This window comes from Ruegeria sp. BG9, assembly GCF_056538305.1.
In genome coordinates, this window is sequence record NZ_JBQFSY010000016.1 from 1 (window position 1) to 17608 (window position 17608).

At 59.0% G+C, this 17608-nt stretch carries 19 protein-coding genes; 12 read left to right on the plus strand and 7 right to left on the minus strand.

Going from position 1 to position 17608, the window contains the following annotated elements:
- Positions 1 to 334 precede the first annotated feature (334 nt).
- The 3 genes from ACR0I8_RS21555 (at position 335) to ACR0I8_RS21565 (ending at position 3989) form a co-directional block, all read left to right on the plus strand.
- A complete protein-coding gene (locus ACR0I8_RS21555; RefSeq protein WP_170692955.1) occupies positions 335 to 1489 on the plus strand; it encodes a phosphoserine transaminase in 1155 nt (384 codons plus the stop codon).
- Between the two features lie 57 nt (positions 1490 to 1546).
- Positions 1547 to 3142 (plus strand): phosphoglycerate dehydrogenase, encoded by a 1596-nt coding sequence (gene serA, locus ACR0I8_RS21560; protein WP_170482243.1) that lies wholly within the window; start codon positions 1547 to 1549, stop codon positions 3140 to 3142.
- Positions 3143 to 3263: 121 nt separating this feature from the next.
- Complete coding sequence (locus ACR0I8_RS21565) at positions 3264 to 3989, plus strand: metallophosphoesterase family protein (RefSeq protein ID WP_170692957.1); 726 nt, start codon at positions 3264 to 3266, stop codon at positions 3987 to 3989.
- Here ACR0I8_RS21565 and ACR0I8_RS21570 read toward each other — a convergent pair.
- The gene (locus ACR0I8_RS21570) at positions 3976 to 5493 is read right to left on the minus strand and encodes a malonate--CoA ligase (protein WP_170692959.1); all 1518 of its coding nucleotides are present in this window, start codon (positions 5491 to 5493) and stop codon (positions 3976 to 3978) included. The genes ACR0I8_RS21565 and ACR0I8_RS21570 overlap by 14 nt on opposite strands.
- A gap of 144 nt (positions 5494 to 5637) precedes the next feature.
- Between ACR0I8_RS21570 and serB the strand changes: the two genes are divergently transcribed.
- Positions 5638 to 6513, plus strand: a complete 876-nt coding sequence (gene serB / locus ACR0I8_RS21575; protein WP_170692961.1) for a phosphoserine phosphatase SerB — start codon at positions 5638 to 5640, stop codon at positions 6511 to 6513.
- A 6-nt stretch (positions 6514 to 6519) separates the two neighbouring features.
- Here the strand turns inward: serB and ACR0I8_RS21580 are convergent, their stop codons facing one another.
- Both ACR0I8_RS21580 and ACR0I8_RS21585 read right to left on the minus strand, forming a co-directional pair.
- Positions 6520 to 8823, minus strand: a complete 2304-nt coding sequence (locus tag ACR0I8_RS21580; RefSeq protein ID WP_170692963.1) for a caspase family protein — start codon at positions 8821 to 8823, stop codon at positions 6520 to 6522.
- Positions 8824 to 8840: 17 nt separating this feature from the next.
- Positions 8841 to 9167: a hypothetical protein gene (locus ACR0I8_RS21585; RefSeq protein WP_170692965.1), complete on the minus strand. Its 327-nt coding sequence runs from the start codon at positions 9165 to 9167 to the stop codon at positions 8841 to 8843.
- Between the two features lie 183 nt (positions 9168 to 9350).
- Here ACR0I8_RS21585 and ACR0I8_RS21590 point away from each other — a divergent pair, with 183 nt between their 5' ends.
- The 3 genes from ACR0I8_RS21590 to ACR0I8_RS21600 are packed head-to-tail and all read left to right on the plus strand — an operon-like array spanning position 9351 to position 10439.
- Positions 9351 to 9680 carry a metalloregulator ArsR/SmtB family transcription factor gene (locus ACR0I8_RS21590; protein WP_170376012.1) on the plus strand — a complete coding sequence of 110 codons (330 nt, stop codon included), beginning with the start codon at positions 9351 to 9353 and terminating at the stop codon, positions 9678 to 9680.
- Positions 9668 to 10096, plus strand: a complete 429-nt coding sequence (locus tag ACR0I8_RS21595) for an SRPBCC family protein (RefSeq protein ID WP_170692967.1) — start codon at positions 9668 to 9670, stop codon at positions 10094 to 10096. The genes ACR0I8_RS21590 and ACR0I8_RS21595 overlap by 13 nt, the downstream gene beginning before the upstream one ends.
- A gap of 22 nt (positions 10097 to 10118) precedes the next feature.
- Positions 10119 to 10439: a YciI family protein gene (locus ACR0I8_RS21600; protein WP_170692969.1), complete on the plus strand. Its 321-nt coding sequence runs from the start codon at positions 10119 to 10121 to the stop codon at positions 10437 to 10439.
- A gap of 5 nt (positions 10440 to 10444) precedes the next feature.
- Here ACR0I8_RS21600 and ACR0I8_RS21605 read toward each other — a convergent pair whose 3' ends face one another.
- The gene (locus ACR0I8_RS21605; protein WP_170692971.1) at positions 10445 to 11443 is read right to left on the minus strand and encodes an asparaginase; all 999 of its coding nucleotides are present in this window, start codon (positions 11441 to 11443) and stop codon (positions 10445 to 10447) included.
- 181 nt (positions 11444 to 11624) lie between these two features.
- On the opposite strand from ACR0I8_RS21605, the gene ACR0I8_RS21610 reads away from it, so the two are divergent.
- The 4 genes from ACR0I8_RS21610 to ACR0I8_RS21625 all read left to right on the plus strand — a co-directional run bounded on the left by ACR0I8_RS21610 (position 11625) and on the right by ACR0I8_RS21625 (position 14606).
- Positions 11625 to 12158, plus strand: a complete 534-nt coding sequence (locus ACR0I8_RS21610) for an invasion associated locus B family protein (protein ID WP_170376002.1) — start codon at positions 11625 to 11627, stop codon at positions 12156 to 12158.
- A gap of 147 nt (positions 12159 to 12305) precedes the next feature.
- The gene (locus ACR0I8_RS21615) at positions 12306 to 12473 is read left to right on the plus strand and encodes a hypothetical protein (protein WP_170376001.1); all 168 of its coding nucleotides are present in this window, start codon (positions 12306 to 12308) and stop codon (positions 12471 to 12473) included.
- Between the two features lie 117 nt (positions 12474 to 12590).
- The gene (gene rlmN, locus ACR0I8_RS21620; RefSeq protein WP_170692973.1) at positions 12591 to 13781 is read left to right on the plus strand and encodes a dual-specificity RNA methyltransferase RlmN; all 1191 of its coding nucleotides are present in this window, start codon (positions 12591 to 12593) and stop codon (positions 13779 to 13781) included.
- A 201-nt stretch (positions 13782 to 13982) separates the two neighbouring features.
- A complete protein-coding gene (locus tag ACR0I8_RS21625; protein ID WP_170692975.1) occupies positions 13983 to 14606 on the plus strand; it encodes a cytochrome P460 family protein in 624 nt (207 codons plus the stop codon).
- A 105-nt stretch (positions 14607 to 14711) separates the two neighbouring features.
- On the opposite strand, the gene ACR0I8_RS21630 is transcribed toward ACR0I8_RS21625, so the two are convergent.
- Both ACR0I8_RS21630 and ACR0I8_RS21635 read right to left on the minus strand, forming a co-directional pair.
- Entirely contained in the window at positions 14712 to 15047 is a 336-nt protein-coding gene (locus ACR0I8_RS21630; RefSeq protein WP_170692977.1) for a hypothetical protein, read from the minus strand.
- Positions 15044 to 15964: a J domain-containing protein gene (locus ACR0I8_RS21635; RefSeq protein ID WP_170692978.1), complete on the minus strand. Its 921-nt coding sequence runs from the start codon at positions 15962 to 15964 to the stop codon at positions 15044 to 15046. The genes ACR0I8_RS21630 and ACR0I8_RS21635 overlap by 4 nt, the downstream gene beginning before the upstream one ends.
- Before the next feature lie 159 nt (positions 15965 to 16123).
- Here ACR0I8_RS21635 and ACR0I8_RS21640 point away from each other — a divergent pair, with 159 nt between their 5' ends.
- The gene (locus ACR0I8_RS21640) at positions 16124 to 16507 is read left to right on the plus strand and encodes a hypothetical protein (RefSeq protein WP_170644204.1); all 384 of its coding nucleotides are present in this window, start codon (positions 16124 to 16126) and stop codon (positions 16505 to 16507) included.
- Here the strand turns inward: ACR0I8_RS21640 and ACR0I8_RS21645 are convergent, their stop codons facing one another.
- Entirely contained in the window at positions 16508 to 17605 is a 1098-nt protein-coding gene (locus tag ACR0I8_RS21645) for a cystathionine gamma-lyase (RefSeq protein ID WP_170375989.1), read from the minus strand. It lies immediately after the preceding gene.
- Positions 17606 to 17608 lie beyond the last annotated feature (3 nt).

The window sequence follows — 17608 nt, forward strand, 5'->3', positions numbered from 1 at the left end:
AACAGGCCTGCTTCCCGCCGGGCTCCATGGGCGTCGACAAATACTGGTCCCCCGTCAACCGCGTCGACAACGCATACGGAGACCGAAACCTTGTCTGCACATGCCCTCCAATGGAAGCATACGAAGAAGCCGCAGAATAAACAAAAAGACCCCGCCGCGAAATCGGTGGGGTTTTCGCTTATCGGAAACCTCTGTTCTTATTTGCGCTCATCTTTGGTGTCGTTTTTTGCGGTGAAAGCGTCTTTTTCGCTTGCTGCGTCTGCGAAGGCCTCATAGCTCTGTCCGTGGGACACCCCTCCCCAACGAGGGGCGTGTATCTGGAAGGGTAATACAGATGAGCATTGAACAACCGGCGACGCGGCCGGCGAATCCGCGTTTTTCCTCGGGCCCCTGCGCCAAACCCCCCACATTTGATCTGTCCAAACTGGCCGATGCCGCGCTGGGTCGTTCACACCGTGCTGCTGTCGGCAAGGACAAGCTGAAAGCGGCCATCGAAGGCACGCGTGAGATTCTGGGCATCCCAGCGGACTACAAGATCGGTATTGTTCCCGCGTCGGACACCGGCGCGGTTGAGATGGCGCTTTGGTCGCTGCTGGGTGAGCGCAAGGTTGAAATGCTGGCTTGGGAGAGCTTCGGCGCGGGCTGGGTGACTGACGTGGTCAAGCAGCTGAAGATAGATGCCGAGGTGAAGACAGCAGATTACGGGCAGATCGTTGATCTTGCTTCGGTCGATTTCGCCAATGACGTGGTGTTTACGTGGAACGGGACGACTTCGGGCGTGCGGGTTCCTAATGGCGACTGGATCGCCGATGATCGTCAGGGCCTGACGATTTGTGATGCGACCTCGGCGGCGTTTGCAATGGATTTGCCATGGGACAAGCTGGATGTGACCACCTTCAGCTGGCAGAAAGTGCTGGGTGGCGAAGCGGCCCACGGGATGCTGATCCTTTCGCCCCGTGCCGTTGAGCGGCTGGAAAGCTATACCCCCGCATGGCCACTGCCGAAGATTTTCCGCCTGACCAAAGGCGGCAAGCTGATCGACGGTATCTTTACCGGGGCTACGATCAACACGCCCTCGATGCTGGCCGTCGAGGACTACCTGTTTGCGCTGGATTGGGCGCGCTCAGTTGGTGGGTTGCAGGGGCTGATCGCTCGTGCCGATGCCAATGCCATTGCGGTGCATGCCTTCTGCGACCAGAACGACTGGATCGCCAATCTGGCCGAGGATGCGGCGACGCAATCGAACACCTCGGTCTGCCTGAAATTCACAGATGGGCGCATTCAGGACGGTGCTGCATTCGCGAAAGCCGTGGCCAAACGGCTTGAGGCCGAGAATATCGCTTTGGACATCGGTGCCTATCGCGACGCGCCTGCGGGCCTGCGCATCTGGTGCGGTGGTACGGTCGAGACCTCGGACATCGAGGCGATGCTGCCATGGCTGGCATGGGCCTTTGAGGCCGAGATCGCGGCGCAGTCGGAGGCTGCCTGACTTTTCACCGGGCCGTCCAAGGCCCGGACCTTCCATACAATTCAAGGACCAGAGAATATGGCCCCCAAAGTACTCGTATCTGACAAGCTCAGCGAAACCGCCGTGCAGATTTTCCGCGATCGCGGCATCGACGTGGATTTCATGCCCGATCTGGGTAAGGACAAAGACAAACTGGCCGAGGTGATCGGTCAGTATGACGGCCTTGCCATCCGTTCGGCCACAAAAGTTACACCGACCATTCTGGAGAAAGCCGACAAACTGAAAGTGATCGGTCGTGCCGGGATCGGGACCGACAATATCGACAAGGATGCAGCGTCGAAGAAGGGTGTGATCGTGATGAACACGCCCTTTGGCAACATGATCACCACCGCTGAGCACGCGATTGCGATGATGTTCGCAGTGGCGCGGCAGATACCCGAGGCCAGCACCTCGACCCATGCGGGTAAGTGGGAAAAGTCCAAGTTCATGGGCATCGAGCTGACCAACAAGACCCTCGGCGTGATCGGGGCGGGCAATATCGGCGGCATCGTTTGTGAACGCGCGCTTGGCCTGAAGATGAAGGTTGTGGCCTATGACCCCTATCTGGGTGAAGAGAAAGCCGCGCAGATGGGTGTTGAAAAGGTCGAGCTGGACGAGCTGCTGGCCCGCGCTGACTTTATCACTCTGCATGTTCCGCTGACCGATCAGACCCGCAATATCCTGAGCCGAGAAAACCTTGCGAAGACCAAGAAGGGCGTGCGGATCATCAACTGTGCCCGCGGTGGTCTGGTCGACGAAGACGCGCTGGCCGAGGCACTGCAATCGGGCCATGTTGCCGGCGCGGCGTTTGACGTGTTCAGCGAAGAGCCGGCGAAAGAAAACGCTCTGTTCAACCTGCCCAACGTGGTCTGCACGCCTCACCTTGGCGCGGCAACGACCGAGGCGCAGGAGAACGTGGCGCTGCAGGTGGCGGAGCAGATCTCGAACTATCTGCTGACCGGTGCGGTGGAAAACGCGCTTAACATGCCCAGCGTGACGGCTGAAGAGGCCAAGGTCATGGGCCCGTGGATCAAACTGGCGGGCCATCTTGGCAGCTTCATCGGCCAGATGACCGATGAGCCGGTGCAGGCGATCAACATCCTCTACGATGGTGTGGCCGCCGAAATGAACCTGGCTGCGCTGAACTGCGCCGTTGTTGCGGGGATCATGAAGAAGTTCAATCCCGAGGTGAACATGGTCTCGGCGCCGGTTGTCGCCAAAGAGCGTGGCATCAAGATCTCGACCACCAATCAGGACAAGTCCGGTGCGTTTGAGGGCTACATCAAGGTCACCGTCGTGACCACCAAGCGCGAACGCTCGATCGGTGGGACAGTGTTCAGTGATGGCAAGCCGCGCTTCATCCAGATCAAAGGCATCAATATCGACGCCGAGATCGGGGCGCATATGCTCTACACCACCAACGAGGATGTGCCGGGCATCATCGGTGCGCTGGGTCAGACCATGGGCGAGAACGACGTCAATATCGCGAACTTTACACTCGGTCGGTCTGAGGCGGGGGGTGAGGCCATTGCGCTGCTTTACGTGGACGAACCTGTCCCGGCCGAGGCGCGCGCAAAGCTGGCGGAAACGGGCTTGTTCACGCAGATTAAACCGCTGGAGTTCGACGTCGCCTGATTGGCACCCTTTTTCATTTCAAACAATTTGACACCCGCGCCAAGGACCGGCGCGGGTGTTCCTGATTGCGCTATCAGCACTTTCGCCGCTAAACTGCCGTGACAGCAGCAGAGACCTTTTCATGACCAAACCGATCTACGCCATTGGCGACCTGCACGGGCAGAGCGCCGAGTTCGACCGACTCCTTTCTCTGATCGACCGCGATGGCGGGCCTGAGGCTCAGGTGGTGTTTCTGGGCGACTATACCGACCGGGGGCCGGACAGCCGGGGTGTTCTCGACCGCTTGATCGCGGGACGCGCCGAAGGGCGGGACTGGATCACTTTGCTGGGTAATCACGACCGTATGTTTGCATGGTTTCTAGAGGATTTCCCCCGCCATGATCCGCATCTTCTGGTCGGTTACCACTGGCTGCATGAGCGTCTGGGCGGGGTCGAAACACTTGCCAGCTATGGTATCGTGTTCGAGGGACAAACCCGGCTTGAGGATCTGCACGCCATGGCGTTGCAGGCCGTGCCCGAGGATCATCGTGCGTTCCTGCGGGGGCTGGTCTTGATGCACCAGACACCCGATCTGGCTTTCGTTCATGCGGGCATCCGCCCCGGTATCGCGTTGGATCAGCAGGATGAAAACGATCTGGTCTGGATCCGGCAGGAGTTTTTGAAACATACCGCGCCGCATCCCAAGCTGATCGTCCATGGCCATACTCCGGTCGACCGGGTGACGTATTGCGGCAATCGCGTGAACCTGGATACCGGCGCGGGGTATGGACGCCCGGCCAGTGTCGTTGTCTTCGAAGGCCGCACCTGTTGGGAGTTGACTGAAAAGGGCCGGGTCAGCCTTGTATAAAGCTGTCTTTATAGGTCGCGCGCAGGGCGTTCTTTTGCACCTTGCCCATGGTGTTGCGGGGTAGCTCATCCAGCACGATCAGTTTGCGCGGATGTTTGAACCGGGCCAGTTGATCCTGAACGCGCGCTAGAATGGCATCCAGATCAAGGGCTTGTTCGGGCTGAGGCACCAGAATGCCTAGCACGGTTTCGCCAAAATCCGGGTGCGGCACGCCGATGACCGCGCTTTCCAGAACGCCGGGTTGGTCATCCAACAACAGCTCGATTTCCTTAGGGTAGATGTTGTAGCCGCCCGAGATGATCAGGTCTTTGCCACGGCCGACGATATGGAGATAGCCATCCTCGTCCACCCGACCCAGATCGCCAGTGATAAAGAACCCGTCCTCGCGCAGCTCGGCCTCGGTTTTCTCGGGCATCTGCCAATAGCCCTTGAAGACGTTCGGACCGCGCACCTCAATCATGCCGATCTCGCCGTGTGGCAGCAGCGCGCCGGTTTCGGGGTCCGTGACTTTCAGCTCGACGTCCGGCAGAGGGAACCCGACGGTCCCGGCGCGGCGTTCGCCGTCATAGGGGTTTGAGGTGTTCATGTTGGTCTCGGTCATGCCGTAGCGTTCGAGGATACGATGCCCGGTGCGGGCCTCGAACTGCTCATGAGTTTCCGCCAGCATCGGGGCCGAGCCCGAAATGAACAGCCGCATATGGTGCGCCAGATCGCCGGTAAACCGGTCATCGCCCAGCAGGCGAGTGTAGAAGGTTGGCACACCCATCATCGAGGTGGCCTCCGGCATCAGACGCAGGATGTCGTCCTGATCGAACTTGGGCAGAAAGATCATCGACCCGCCCGAAGCCAGCATCACATTGGTCGCCACGAACAGCCCATGCGTGTGAAAGATCGGCAGCACATGCAGAAGAACATCGTCTTTTGTAAAGCGCCACTCCTGCACCAGAGTTTCGGCATTGGACAGCAGGTTGGCCTGCGTTAGCATCGCGCCTTTCGACCGCCCCGTGGTGCCCGAAGTATAAAGGAACGCGGCCAGATCATCCTCGGATCGGCTGACAGGTTCAAACGCAGGTAGCATCCCCAGCGCCCGGCGCATCAGGCTGCCATTGCCATCGGCGTTCAGAGTTGCAAGATGGGCGTTCTGCGCTTGGGCAATCGGGGTCAGGCCAGCCTCGTTCGCGATATCGCAGACCACTAGCTTCGCGCCGCTGTTTTCGATGAAATACTGCAGCTCGGTGGTCGTATAGGCGGTGTTGAGCGGCAAGAAAATCAGCCCGGTCTGCGCGCATGCGGCGTAGAGGGCAAGCGCCTCAGGCGATTTTTCGACCTGAACGGCGACGCGGTCTCCGGGCTCAAGCTCCAGCCCGGTCAGCGCGTTGGCCAGCCGCGCGGCCATGTCGAGAAAGGCGGCGTGGGTCAGAACTTGACCGTCGGGCAGATGCAGGAACGGCGTGGATTTCCCAGCGTGAATGCCAAACAGACGATCATAAAGCGGGTTGGCCATTCGGTGTTCCTTTCTGTGCGTCGCGGGCTGAATCTGGCTGGGAAAACCGGGACCGTAAAGCCCCGTTTGCCAGATATTTCCAACCAACTCTGGCGAAAATGCTGCACCTGCGATATGCGCTATGCAGATTGCCGGAGACCTGCCATGTACGTTGCCACCTTGCTGACAAATCCCACCACACCCTCGCTTGAGGTCCCGATGGTGGACGCGCTGCGAAATGCGTGGGGCGGAGGTGAGGTCACGTGGCTCAACACCGGTGAGGCGGCCGAGTTCAGGCTGCCCGAGATGCCAGACAATCGCTGGGATGTCTGGGCCGATCTGCAAGAGATGAGCGTTGATCTGGTCGTTCAGCCATCCGAGGGGCGGCGCAAGAAAATGCTTCTGGCGGATATGGACAGCACCATGATCCAGCAGGAATGCATTGATGAGTTGGCGGATGAGGCGGGCGTGGGTGAGCGCGTCAAGGACATCACCGCCCGCGCGATGAATGGTGAGCTGGACTTCGAAGGCGCGCTGATCGAACGGGTCGGCCTGTTGAAAGGGCTGGACGAGGCGGTCATTGACCATGTTCTGAACACACGGATCTCCCTCATGCCCGGCGGGCGCGAATTGGTGGCGACCATGCGCACGGCTGGCGGCTATGCGGCCTTGGTCTCGGGCGGGTTCACCGCGTTTACGGCCCGCGTGGCAGAGCAGTTGGGGTTTGATGAGAACCGGGCGAACACTCTGTTGACCGAGAATGGGCATCTAACGGGCGATGTGCAGCGCCCGATCCTAGGGCGGCAGGCCAAGGTGGAGTCGCTGGAGCGGATCACCGCAACGCTCGGCTTGTCCGAGGGCGACGTGATCGCGGTTGGCGACGGAGCTAACGATCTGGGCATGTTGGGGCGGGCCGGAACCGGCGTTGCACTGCACGCGAAGCCCTCGGTTGCGGCTGAGTGCGACGTGCGGATCAATCACGGAGACCTGACGGCCCTGCTTTACATTCAGGGCTACAGCAAGGCTGATTTCAGCGGCTAAAGTCGCTTAGAACAAGTCAAAGCGCACCGGATTCTGCGCCCAGTACACACGCGCGGCCAGCAACAGCCGGGCCTTTGGATCGCTGGCGGCGGCATAAGGAACCGGAACTCCGAACTTTGCGCTGATATTCTCCAGCGCAGTCAGAGTCGCCGGGCCGACTTGGCCATCGACGGTAACATTTTCCCCAAGTTCGTTCAGCGCCAGTTGCAAAGCCCGATCCAGATCCCCGCGCGAGAGGCTGTCGAGTTGCGATTGAGCCTGCGCGGCAGGTTCCTCATTCGGCAGCAGGGCTGCTTTGGCCGCCCTGAGCGCGGCGTCAGCGGGACCTTTACCCGGTACCTGACCGTCCAGAATGATAAAGGCTCCGTTCGCACCGCCCCAGGCATCACCGCGTTCCAGCGATGTATCGTACCAGGCCAAAGCCTCAGTGCGAGGCCGGCCCTGTAGCTGGTCCCGCATGATCATGCGGGCGATACTTGCCGGAGCGGTTGGGTGCCCGCCTTGGGCTGCCGCCAGAAAGTAGGACTCCGCCTTATCGAAATCGACCGGATTGCCGCCCAGACCATTCAGCGAGACATAGGCCAGATTGTCGTACCCATAGATGTCCTGCCGTAGTTCGGAAGCGCGGAGATATCGCAAACCACGCTCGGGGATATAGCGTTCCGAGTTTTCACGCAGGAAATACATGCCCAGTTCATTCATCGAATAGGTATGTCCAAGCTCGACCGACCGTTCCAACAGCTCGAAGCCGCGGTTTTTCTCTTCGGTCGTTTCACCTTTGCGCAGTAGTTGTTGGCCCAGCCGGTGCATGGCATAGGGGTCTTGCTGGGAGATGGCCTCTTCTAGCAGGGCGCGCGCTTTGTCCGGGTCATAAGGGGTCTTGGTGACCGCGCGGTCGATGCGCTGTGTATCCAACAAAGTTGCCAGAGCGTATTTGGCGCGGATATGCCCGCCGTCTACAGCACTCGTGAAACTCTCAAAGGCGCCTGGCACATTGCCTGCGGCTTGTTGCAAACGGCCTAGTTGATACTGGAACCGCGCGTTTTCCGGATAGTCCTCGACCGCTTGCGAACAGGCGGCCAGACCTTTGGTGATATCCAGCTCATTCGGCAGGCGAAACACGCCAACGCCATTAAGATCCAGCGCGTCCCCCGCTTCGAGATCGCAGGTGTTCATCCCCAATTCCAGAGAGACCTCAACCGTCTGTCGCGTCTGATCGGCGGTTACGACCTCGACCGCAAAACTATCGGCAAAATCGGTTTTGGGCAGGTCGACGGCACGTGTGTCCGTGATCTGGGGTGTATAGGTCAGAGATGTGTCGTTCGCGCTGACAGCACCCCGGTCAGGGGTTTCCGTCACCCGCACATCTAAGATATCCCTTCCCAGCGCTTGGCTCAGGCTTTGGGACAGCGGGACGGATTTGTCGAACTGATAGCTGAGCGATAGGGATTGGGGGGCGCCATCCTGCAGCGCCTCAGGTTCAACCTCGACCTTTTGCTGTGCCAGATAGAACGGGCGCACCAGTGTCGAGCTTTCCCAGGGGATCTGCTGCCCCGAGGTTTTGGTGTGAACCCGTTCGCGTATGACCGGAAACAGCTGTTGGATATTCTCAAACGGAGAGGATTGGGCGGTTTCCAGAACGGCCGCCGTATAGGGGCTGTTGTGGCCGATTTCGCCATCACTGGCCACCGCACCGGGCGAGGTTGAATAGGCCACCAGAGAATTCAACGGCGTTTTGAAGACGTCGAACCCTTCGCGGGTCTCAAAAAGGTTGGCGTCCAGATCGGCCGCCAATCTGAGGTCTTGAAACGGATTGTCCCTGCACGAGTCCAGAATGGCGACATGGGCCGCGCTGCGGGCGGATAGGGTGTCAATCACACGATCCAGCGTCATCGTTGCCAGCGGCACATCATAGACGCTTTCAAACTTGGCATCCACGGGCAGCAAATAGTTTCGCCGCCCGATCTGAATGCCGTGACCCGCATAGTAGAACAGAACATCTGCGGAATCTGGGATGTTCAGAACCGCTGTGCGGATCAGCTCTTCAAACTCGCGTTTGGTCAGGTCATAGCCGTCGAAGACTTGGAAATCGAAGTCTCGCAGCATGTCCGCAATGTCTTCGGCGTCTTTTCTGGCATTGGTCAGGTCGCCAACGCTCGTGTAGTCCTGATTGCCGATGACGATCGCAACCCTGCTGTTGGCGCTGGTTGCCGACGAGGACTGCGCGCTGAGGCCGCTTGCGCAAATCGTCAGGATAGACGCAGCTGCTAGTAAATGGCGCCGACCAGTTTTAGACCCAAGCTTAAGCATGTGGTGTCGTCTCCGGCTTAACCGCCCCAGCCGCCACCGCCGCCGCCGCCGTCTCCACCACCGCCGCCACCACCGCCACCACCACCATCTCCGCCGTCGCGGTCATACGCATTTTGAGGCGCTGTCGATGAAACGGCCGTCGGGGTCACCGCGGGGGCTGCTGCAGGGGCTACTGCCGCCGTCGTTGTGGGCGCAGGCGCGGGAGTTGTCGCTACCGCCGCCGCTGGGGTTGGTTGAGCGGCGGTTGCAGCCGGGGTGACAGTCTCAGTCTGTGACCAAGGGGACGCACAGCCTGCAACAGCAAGGGTACAGGCGATAAACAATGAAGTGGACGCGAAGCGCATCTCAAGCCTCCTAAAATAAAACAACTTATTAAACTCACACATAACACCGTAACTTGTGTCTTTGGAGCAGGTCTATGAACCTTTTCACATATACACGAAAAGAAGAGGATCGGCCAATTTTCCTGATTGGCGCTGACAAAAGGTAGGCTTTCCTAAATTTAACATTTGTGTTAAATAAGAATCATGACCGATCTTATTACAGCCTTTTCCGCACTATCTGACCGCACTCGGTTTGCCATCGTCGAGCAACTGATGGAAGGCGGTGAACTGCCCGCCGGAGACCTGGTCGAAGGCAAAGGCATGTCAGGTGCCGCAATCTCGCGCCACCTGAAGGTGCTGCGACAGGCCGGATTGGTGCAACAACGCGTGCTGGGCACCCAGAGGCTGTATTCCGTCCACTCCGAAGGCCTTCGTTCGATTGCCGAGTGGACGATCTCGAAACGGCAGTTCTGGGAAAGCAGTCTGGATCGTTTGGGTGACATTTTGGAAAGGGAAAATTCATGGCCGACCTGAAATTGGAGCGGGACTTTCCCGTCAGCCCAGAAGACCTTTTTGTTTGGGTGACAGATGGCTCGAAACTGCTGAAGTGGTGGGGGCCGGAAGGCATGCATGTGCCGGATCACAATCTGGATTTTTCCAGAACCGGCCCATGGTTTTCGGTGATGGAGAACAGCGATGGGCAGCAATTCAAGGTTTCGGGGCATGTCACGCATGTTGATCCACCGCACTCGGTTGGCTTCACGTGGGGTTGGCATGACGATCAGGATCAACGCGGGTCGGAAAGCCACGTGACTTTCTCGATAGCGGCAACCGAAACCGGCGCCCGACTTGTTATTGATCACCGCGAGTTCGCCGACGCCGAGGCAGCTGAGAACCACAACACAGGCTGGACATCCTCGCTGCGCAAACTCGAAGCGCAGTGCCAATAGATTTCATTCAGGGAGGAACAAAATGCCCCAATATCTATTTGTTTATCACGGGGGCCACACCCCAACTGACCCCGCAGAAATCGAAGCAACCATGGCCGCATGGGGCGCGTGGTTTCAAAACATGGGCGAGGCTTTGGATATCCCGGGAAACCCGGTGGGCCAATCCTATACCGTCAGCAACGGCGGCGTTGTCGACAATGGCGGGGCGAACCCGGCCTCTGGCTTCACGGTGATCAAAGCCGACAACATGGATGCCGCGACCGAGATGGCCAAAGGCTGCCCGATGGTCGTCAACGGATCTGGCTCGGTCGAAGTGGCGGAAATCCACGAAATCGAGATGTAGCTGCCTTAGTTCGGAAAGCCCGGCGCGGGTCGGATGACACCGCATTCCAGCCCTCGGCGGCTGTATTGCGTTGCATTCATGAATTTGCGCGTGGCCGGGTGATCAGCCTCCAACACCCCGAGGCTGACCAGAATGGCGGCGATGGCGCATTCACTGGCGCGGGTGGTGCCGTCGGTGATCTTCAGCGCGACACCCATGCGTTTTTCCGGCAGGATAGCCACAAAGACGGCCTCGGCCCCGGTCTTGATCGCAGCGCGACCGTTCATCGCGCGCATCAATTCGGTACAGGCGCGGGTTTCACCCGCGACAAGCTCTGGGTGCTTGATCATCGCGGCGGTCAGTTGCTGCGCCGCATCGCTTGACCGGTCCGACCGATCAGCGGCTGAGGCAAACCACGCCATGGAGCGCGCAAGCCCCACCAGTGAGGTTGCGAAATTCGGGGCCGAGCAACCGTCGATGCCGTAGCCGGGGCTGGTCTCGCCGGTTGTTTCCTCAATGGCAGACAGGCACGCTTGTTGAACGGGGTGGTCGATCTCAAGATATTCCGGTCCGGCCCCCATATGCTGAGACAAGGTCAGAAAACCGCAATGTTTACCCGAGCAATTGTTGTGGATCTGGCACGGCGTATCGTCGGCCAGAATAAGCCGGTCGCGCGCGGCGATGTCGGCGGGCTCTTGCGGGCCGCAGCGCAGATCATGCTCGGTGAGACCCAGATGGTCCAGCCAGGCCGAGACGCGATCCGTGTGAATGGCGGCCCCGTTATGCGAGGCGCAGGCCAGCGCCAGATGTTCCGAGTTCAGCCCGTATTTTGTCGCAGCGCCCGACGTGACCAAAGGCAAAGCCTGGATCATCTTGGCCGAGGAGCGTGGATAGATCACTGCGTTCGGATCGCCCCAGCTTTGCACGATCTGCCCGGTGTCATCGCAGACCACTGCATGGCCCAGATGCAGGCTTTCCAACAGATCGCCGCGCCACAGTTCTGTCATCGGGATGGGCTGTGTCATCTGGACCTCCGGATTTATGCGCAAAATTCTGCCAATCGCCCTTTCGCCTGTGGCGAAACCTGCGTTAGTGTGTGTATGTCGACAATCATCGGAATGCGCAACGTTTCCAAGACGAACTGGCAGGGTTCGCATGGCTTTCCGATGGGTATGAGGTAGAAGGTCGAGCTAGGAGGCTGGACAAATGGGATCAATGCTTACCCGCGTGCTTGCGGGTCTGTGTGTGGCGGGTATGGCCACAACTGCAATCGCACAGCAGGGGACAAGTACAAACCGCGTCGCGGCGAAAACGGATTGGAGCGTTTTTGTCGAAGATGATCCCACCGAATGCTGGAGCGTTTCGGCCCCCAAGGAAACTGTCAATACACGTGGTGGACGTGTCGTTTCCGTGCGCCGCAGCGATATCTTGCTGTTTGTCTTCTATCGCCCCAATGCCGAGGTCAAAGGGCAAGTGACCTTTACCGGCGGCTACCCTTTTGCGGCCGGTTCCACGGTGAACTTGGTTGTAGACGGGTCTGAATTCGAACTGTTTACCGAGGGCGAGTGGGCCTGGCCGGCGACTGCTCAGGACGATGCCAAGATCGTCACCGCGATGAAGCGCGGGACCGAGGCTGTGCTGACCGCACGCTCGGAACGCGGGACGCAAACCAAGGACACGTTCTCTCTGCTGGGCTTCACCGCCGCGATCGAAGACGCAGAGACCCGCTGCACCAACTGATCTGTCGGGTCGCGATAACATGCGGCCCGTCTATTTTGCGGCTTCTCGCGTAATTCTACCAAATATTCAGAAAGCTTGATCCGTATCAAAGCACATCCTGTTGGCATCTGAACTAATTTGTTCAGTAATAACAAAGGATGTCTAAATATGTTCGACAAAACTCTGATCACACTGATGTTGGCTTCTTCACTGGTTCTGGCGGCTTGTGAAAAAGAGCCTGAAACCTACCCGATTACAGGTGAGGAATGCGGGCCTGAAGATCCGGTTAAAACGCTGGATGCCGAGGATTGCTTTATCCCTCCTGCAGGAGTCTGATCCGGCGACAAAAGCGCGTAAGGGTCAATACGATTCCTTTTGATCTTTGCGCGCGATCCTATATAGAGGCGCATTCCAATCCGGAATCGACCTGAGATACGCCCAGTAGGTACCCAAATGTCGCCCAAAGCGCCGATCACTCAAGACGTCATGACCATCCCCCGCAAACTGCCTGAGGGGAAGGTGAACCTTGTCGGCCTGACTCGCGATCAGCTCCGCGCGACTCTGATCGAACATGGCACGCCGGAAAAGCAGGCCAAGATGCGGACCGGCCAGATCTGGCAGTGGATCTACCAATGGGGCGTGCGTGATTTCGCACTGATGACCAACCTGGCCAAAGCCTATCGCGCGCAACTGGCCGCGAGCTTTGTGATCGAAATTCCCGAAGTGGTCACCCGTCAGGTGTCCGAAGACGGCACGCGCAAATACCTGTGTCGTATTGCGGGCGGGCACGAGGTCGAGGTCGTTTACATCCCTGAAGAGGATCGTGGTACGCTGTGTATCTCGTCTCAGGTGGGGTGTACGCTAACCTGCTCGTTCTGCCATACCGGCACGCAGAAACTGGTGCGCAACCTGACTGCGGCCGAGATTGTGGGCCAGGTGATGATGGCCCGCGATGATCTTGAGGAATGGCCGACCCCCGGTGCGCCGAAGGATGAGACGCGCCTGCTGTCGAACATCGTTCTGATGGGCATGGGTGAGCCGCTCTACAATTTCGAAAACGTCCGCGACGCGATGAAGATCGCCATGGACCCCGAAGGAATTTCCCTGTCGCGCCGCCGGATCACTCTGTCGACGAGCGGCGTGGTGCCGGAAATCGCGCGCACGGCCGAAGAGATTGGCTGCCTGCTGGCGATCTCGTTCCACGCCACCACAGATGAGACCCGCGACGTGCTGGTGCCGATCAACAAGCGCTGGAACATCGAAGAACTGCTGCAGGCGCTGGCCAGCTACCCCAATGTCTCGAACTCCGAGCGGATCACGTTCGAATACGTGATGCTGGATGGTGTGAATGACAGCGATGAAGACGCGCATCGTCTGATCGACCACATCAAGCGCCATAGGATCCCGGCCAAGATCAACCTGATCCCGTTCAACGAATGGCCCGGTGCGCCCTACAAGCGCAGCTCGAACAATCGTATCCGGGCCTTTGCGAATATCATCTATCAGGCCGGCTATGCTTCACCCATCCGCAAGACGCGCGGCGAGGATATCATGGCGGCCTGTGGTCAGTTGAAATCGGCAACCGAGCGTGCACGCAAATCGCGTAAACAGATCGAGGCCGAGGCCGGGTTGAGCGGTAGCTAAGCCACTTCTGCCAAGGGTTGCGGCGGTAAACTTAATGTTTCCGGTGCTGATTTTGTCTTCAATATTTGCTATGTGTTAGGGCGTCCGTTCCTGTTTCGGACGCTCGGCTTTCCCTTGAAACGCCGGGACTTTTTTGGCCGCGAGCTTATTTCTTCGCTACGCGCGGCATATAGGCAAACTGATATTTCAGGTGAGCCCCAAATGATTGAACAACCTCGAAGTAAATTGAAAACCATTGCACTTGCAGGCCTTTTTGCCACGCTCTACGCAGCGAGTGCTTTTGCAGAAGACCCCGATGCCCATCTGGCCATCGAAAATCCGGCCGAGCTGAGCAAGGACGAAGCCAACGCGCATTATCGCGCGCTGTCGAAACGTATGGCCCGTGGCTATGCGACTTCTCAGCTGGATCTCATTTTGAACTACCAAAGCTGGCCACTTTTCAATGATGCGCCCTATATCTCGGCAACACACGGGCAACGGTTCGTGAACAGCTATGCCAACCGCATGGCGCTGAACTACGGAACCCTGCAACCGGGTGAAGTTTTGCCCATGGGCTCGGTTCTGGCCAAGGACAGCATGACGGTGACCGATGAGGGCAAGATCTACCCCGGTGCGATGTTCGTGATGGAGAAACTGGCCCAAGGCGCCAACCCTGAGACGGCAGACTGGCGCTACATCATGGTGCTGCCCGATGGGTCTTTGTTTGGCGACAATCTGGGCGATCGGGCCGGGGCTGTGGCCTATTGCCATGACTGCCACGTGCAAGTGGCCGACAGGGACTACACCTTCTACGTTCCCGAGGACTACCAGATCAAAGGTGAGTAGATCGCTTTGCGTTTGACTTGAATCGAAATACGCTGCCTCTCCCTCCGGTCGAACGCGCATTTCGATGATATTGCCTCAGGTAAAACGCAAAACGCTTTAGACCTATCAGCGACGAAAGCGGGCGGTTCCGATGACCTCGATCAGGTTTTGCCGGACCGGCTCGGGTTGCGCCTCGACCGCGTTCAGAACCTCACGCAGTTCAGCGCGTAGCCCGTGCATCTGGTCGATCAGAGAGATCATCATCGACAAGGCATCGGCCTCCATATCGTATTGCTCGTGCAGTTCGCAGGCCAGTTCCAGCCGGGCGACGTCGATGCTGTGGTAGACCACGCCTTGATCTGATTGCTCGGGGATCACGATCTCGGCGGCCAGGTATTCGGTTAGGCGGTCCGAGGTCAGGCGAGTGATGGTTTCGATCAGTTCCTCTTCGGTCAGGGTCATGACGGCATTCCTTTCCGAGGATCATAGTGATGGGCGTCGCGCCATGTTTCCATGAATTGCTTGAGGTCGTCGTCGATCTGGTCGGGCAGGGCGACGGTGAGTTCGATCAGTTGATCCCCCCGCTCGGACGAGCCGCGTTTTTTGACTCCCTTACCCCGCAGGCGCAGGGTTTTGCCGCTGCTGGTGCCGGCCGGGACGGTGACGTTGACGCCACCGTCTATCGTTGGGGCTGGCACTTTGCCGCCCAGAACAGCCTCATCGATGGTGATCGGCAATGTGATGTGGATGTCATCCCCTTGCCGGTCGAACAGCGGATGGTCCGCGACCGAAATCGTGACCAGCGCATCCCCCGGAGGCCCCTCACCATAGCCAGGAGCGCCCTTGCCTCGCAGCCGGATGGTTTGACCCGTGGTGATACCCGCCGGGATTTTAACCTCGATCCGGTTGCCATCGGGCAGGGTAAGCTTTTGGCTGGCCCCAAACACGGCATCCAGAAAGCTGATCTGTAGCGAGTAATTCAGATTGTGACCCGGCGCATGGAATTCCTGCGTGCGCTGGTCGCCAAACCCACCGCGGCCGCGCATGAATTCGGCGAAGATGTCTGACATGTCATCCGGGTCCGTCTGCCGTCCGCGATAGGGGTTTCCGGCGGCCTCGGCATAGTCGCGATAATATTGCTGTTGAGGGCGCTCCTGACCCGAAGCGTCAATCTCGCCATTGTCATAGCGGGCACGGGTTTCAGGGTCTTTCAGCAGATCGTAAGCAGCGGCGGCGGCTTTAAACTTGGCCTCGGCCTCGGCATCACCGGGTTTGAGGTCCGGGTGGCATTCCTTGGCGATGCGCCGATAGGCTTTCTTGATCTCGGCGGCACTGGCGTCTTTGGCGACGCCGAGGACGGAATAGGGATCGTCGCTCATCTCACCTCTCGCGGATGTGGGTCGGTCTGATCTTTATGAATGTGTTTTATCATGCGATTTCAACCGACCAAAAGGAAGAGGCAATTGAATTGGCTCGAAAAATCCTACAGGTTTGATAATATCTGCATGTCTGTACCTGTTCATACACGGAGAGCCTGAATGTCGCGCAGAATCAAATCCGCTCTGGCCCTGCTGGCCGGGAATGCCATCGGCCTGTTGCTGGCGTCGCTCATTTTGAACGGCTTTGCCATCAAGCCGATCTCATTCATCGTTGTGGTTCTTGTGTTCACCGTCGTTCAGGTGATTGCCGAGCCGCTGATCCTGAAACTGGGGGAAAAGAAGGCGCCGGCCCTGAAGGGTGGGATCGCGTTGATCGTGACCTTTGTGGGTCTCCTGGTCACCGACCTGATTGCCTCGGGGCTGACGGTTGGGGGTGTTTCCAACCTGCTGGCCGCAACGCTGTTGGTCTGGCTGGGGGCGTTGATCGCCAGCGTGGTGCTGCCGATCTACGTGTTCAAAGAACTGCGCGAAGCGAAGAAATAGTCAGAGCGCGTTCAGGCTGGCCTCGAACGCCTGCCAAAGCTCATCAACCGGCTCACACCCGACCGAAAGGCGGATGAAGGCGGGGTCGACAGCGTCACCCCACCGCGCGCGGCGCTCGGCCGAGCTGTGAACGCCGCCGAAAGACGTGGCGGGCCGCAGCAGAGGGCAGGTGTTGATGAAGGCCTCGGCCTTGTCCTCGCTTTCCAGCGTCAGCGAGAGCAGGAACCCGAACCGCGTGGTCTGAGCTTGCGCCAGCGCGTGGGACGGATCGTCCGACAAGCCGGGATAGCGGATGTGCTTGACGGCCGGATGCGCTGCCAGGCGCTCAGCCAGCACCTGGGCCGAGGCGCACATGCGATCAAAACGCACGTCCAGAGTCTCGAGCCCGCGATGCAGAAGCCATGCTTCGTGTGGTCCGGGAATTGAGCCTGAGACGCGGCGCCATTCCTCGACCCGCTCCATGATCTGCGCGTCGCGGCTGGCGACGTGGCCCATCAGCATGTCCGAGTGCCCGCCCATGGCTTTGGTGTCCGAGGACACGACCACGTCGATACCCAGATCCAACGGCCGCTGGCCCAGCGGTGTCAGGGTCGTATTGTCGGCAATGGTGATGCCTCCGGCAGCGCGAACCTGTTTGGCCACATCCGCAAGGTCAATCATGTCGAGGCCGGGGTTCGAAGGGCTTTCGACGAAGACTACGTCGAAGCCCTCAAAACCTACGTCGGCAAAGCCTGTGGTCGGCCGTTCTTCGACCACAACGCCTAGTCGGGACAAGAACCTGTCCGCCAGCAGGCGCGTCACGTAGTAGCCATCCGAGGGGATCAACAGGCGCGACCCGGCCTGAACGGTTGCAAACAAAGCGGCCGAGATAGCCGCCATGCCCGAGGGGAAGCTGAGGCAGGGCGCGTCCTCAAGATGGGACAGTACATGTTCCAGATGCACCCATGTCGGGTTGTCGACGCGGCCATAGGTGGCATGCCCATCCGGCAGGCCGGGCAGGTGGTACATGCTGCTTTGTGTTAGCGGCAGGGCGACTGGTTCGCCTTTTTCCAAAGCGTTGCCACGCAGATGAAGCATTTCTCCGGTTTTGTGAGCCATGGC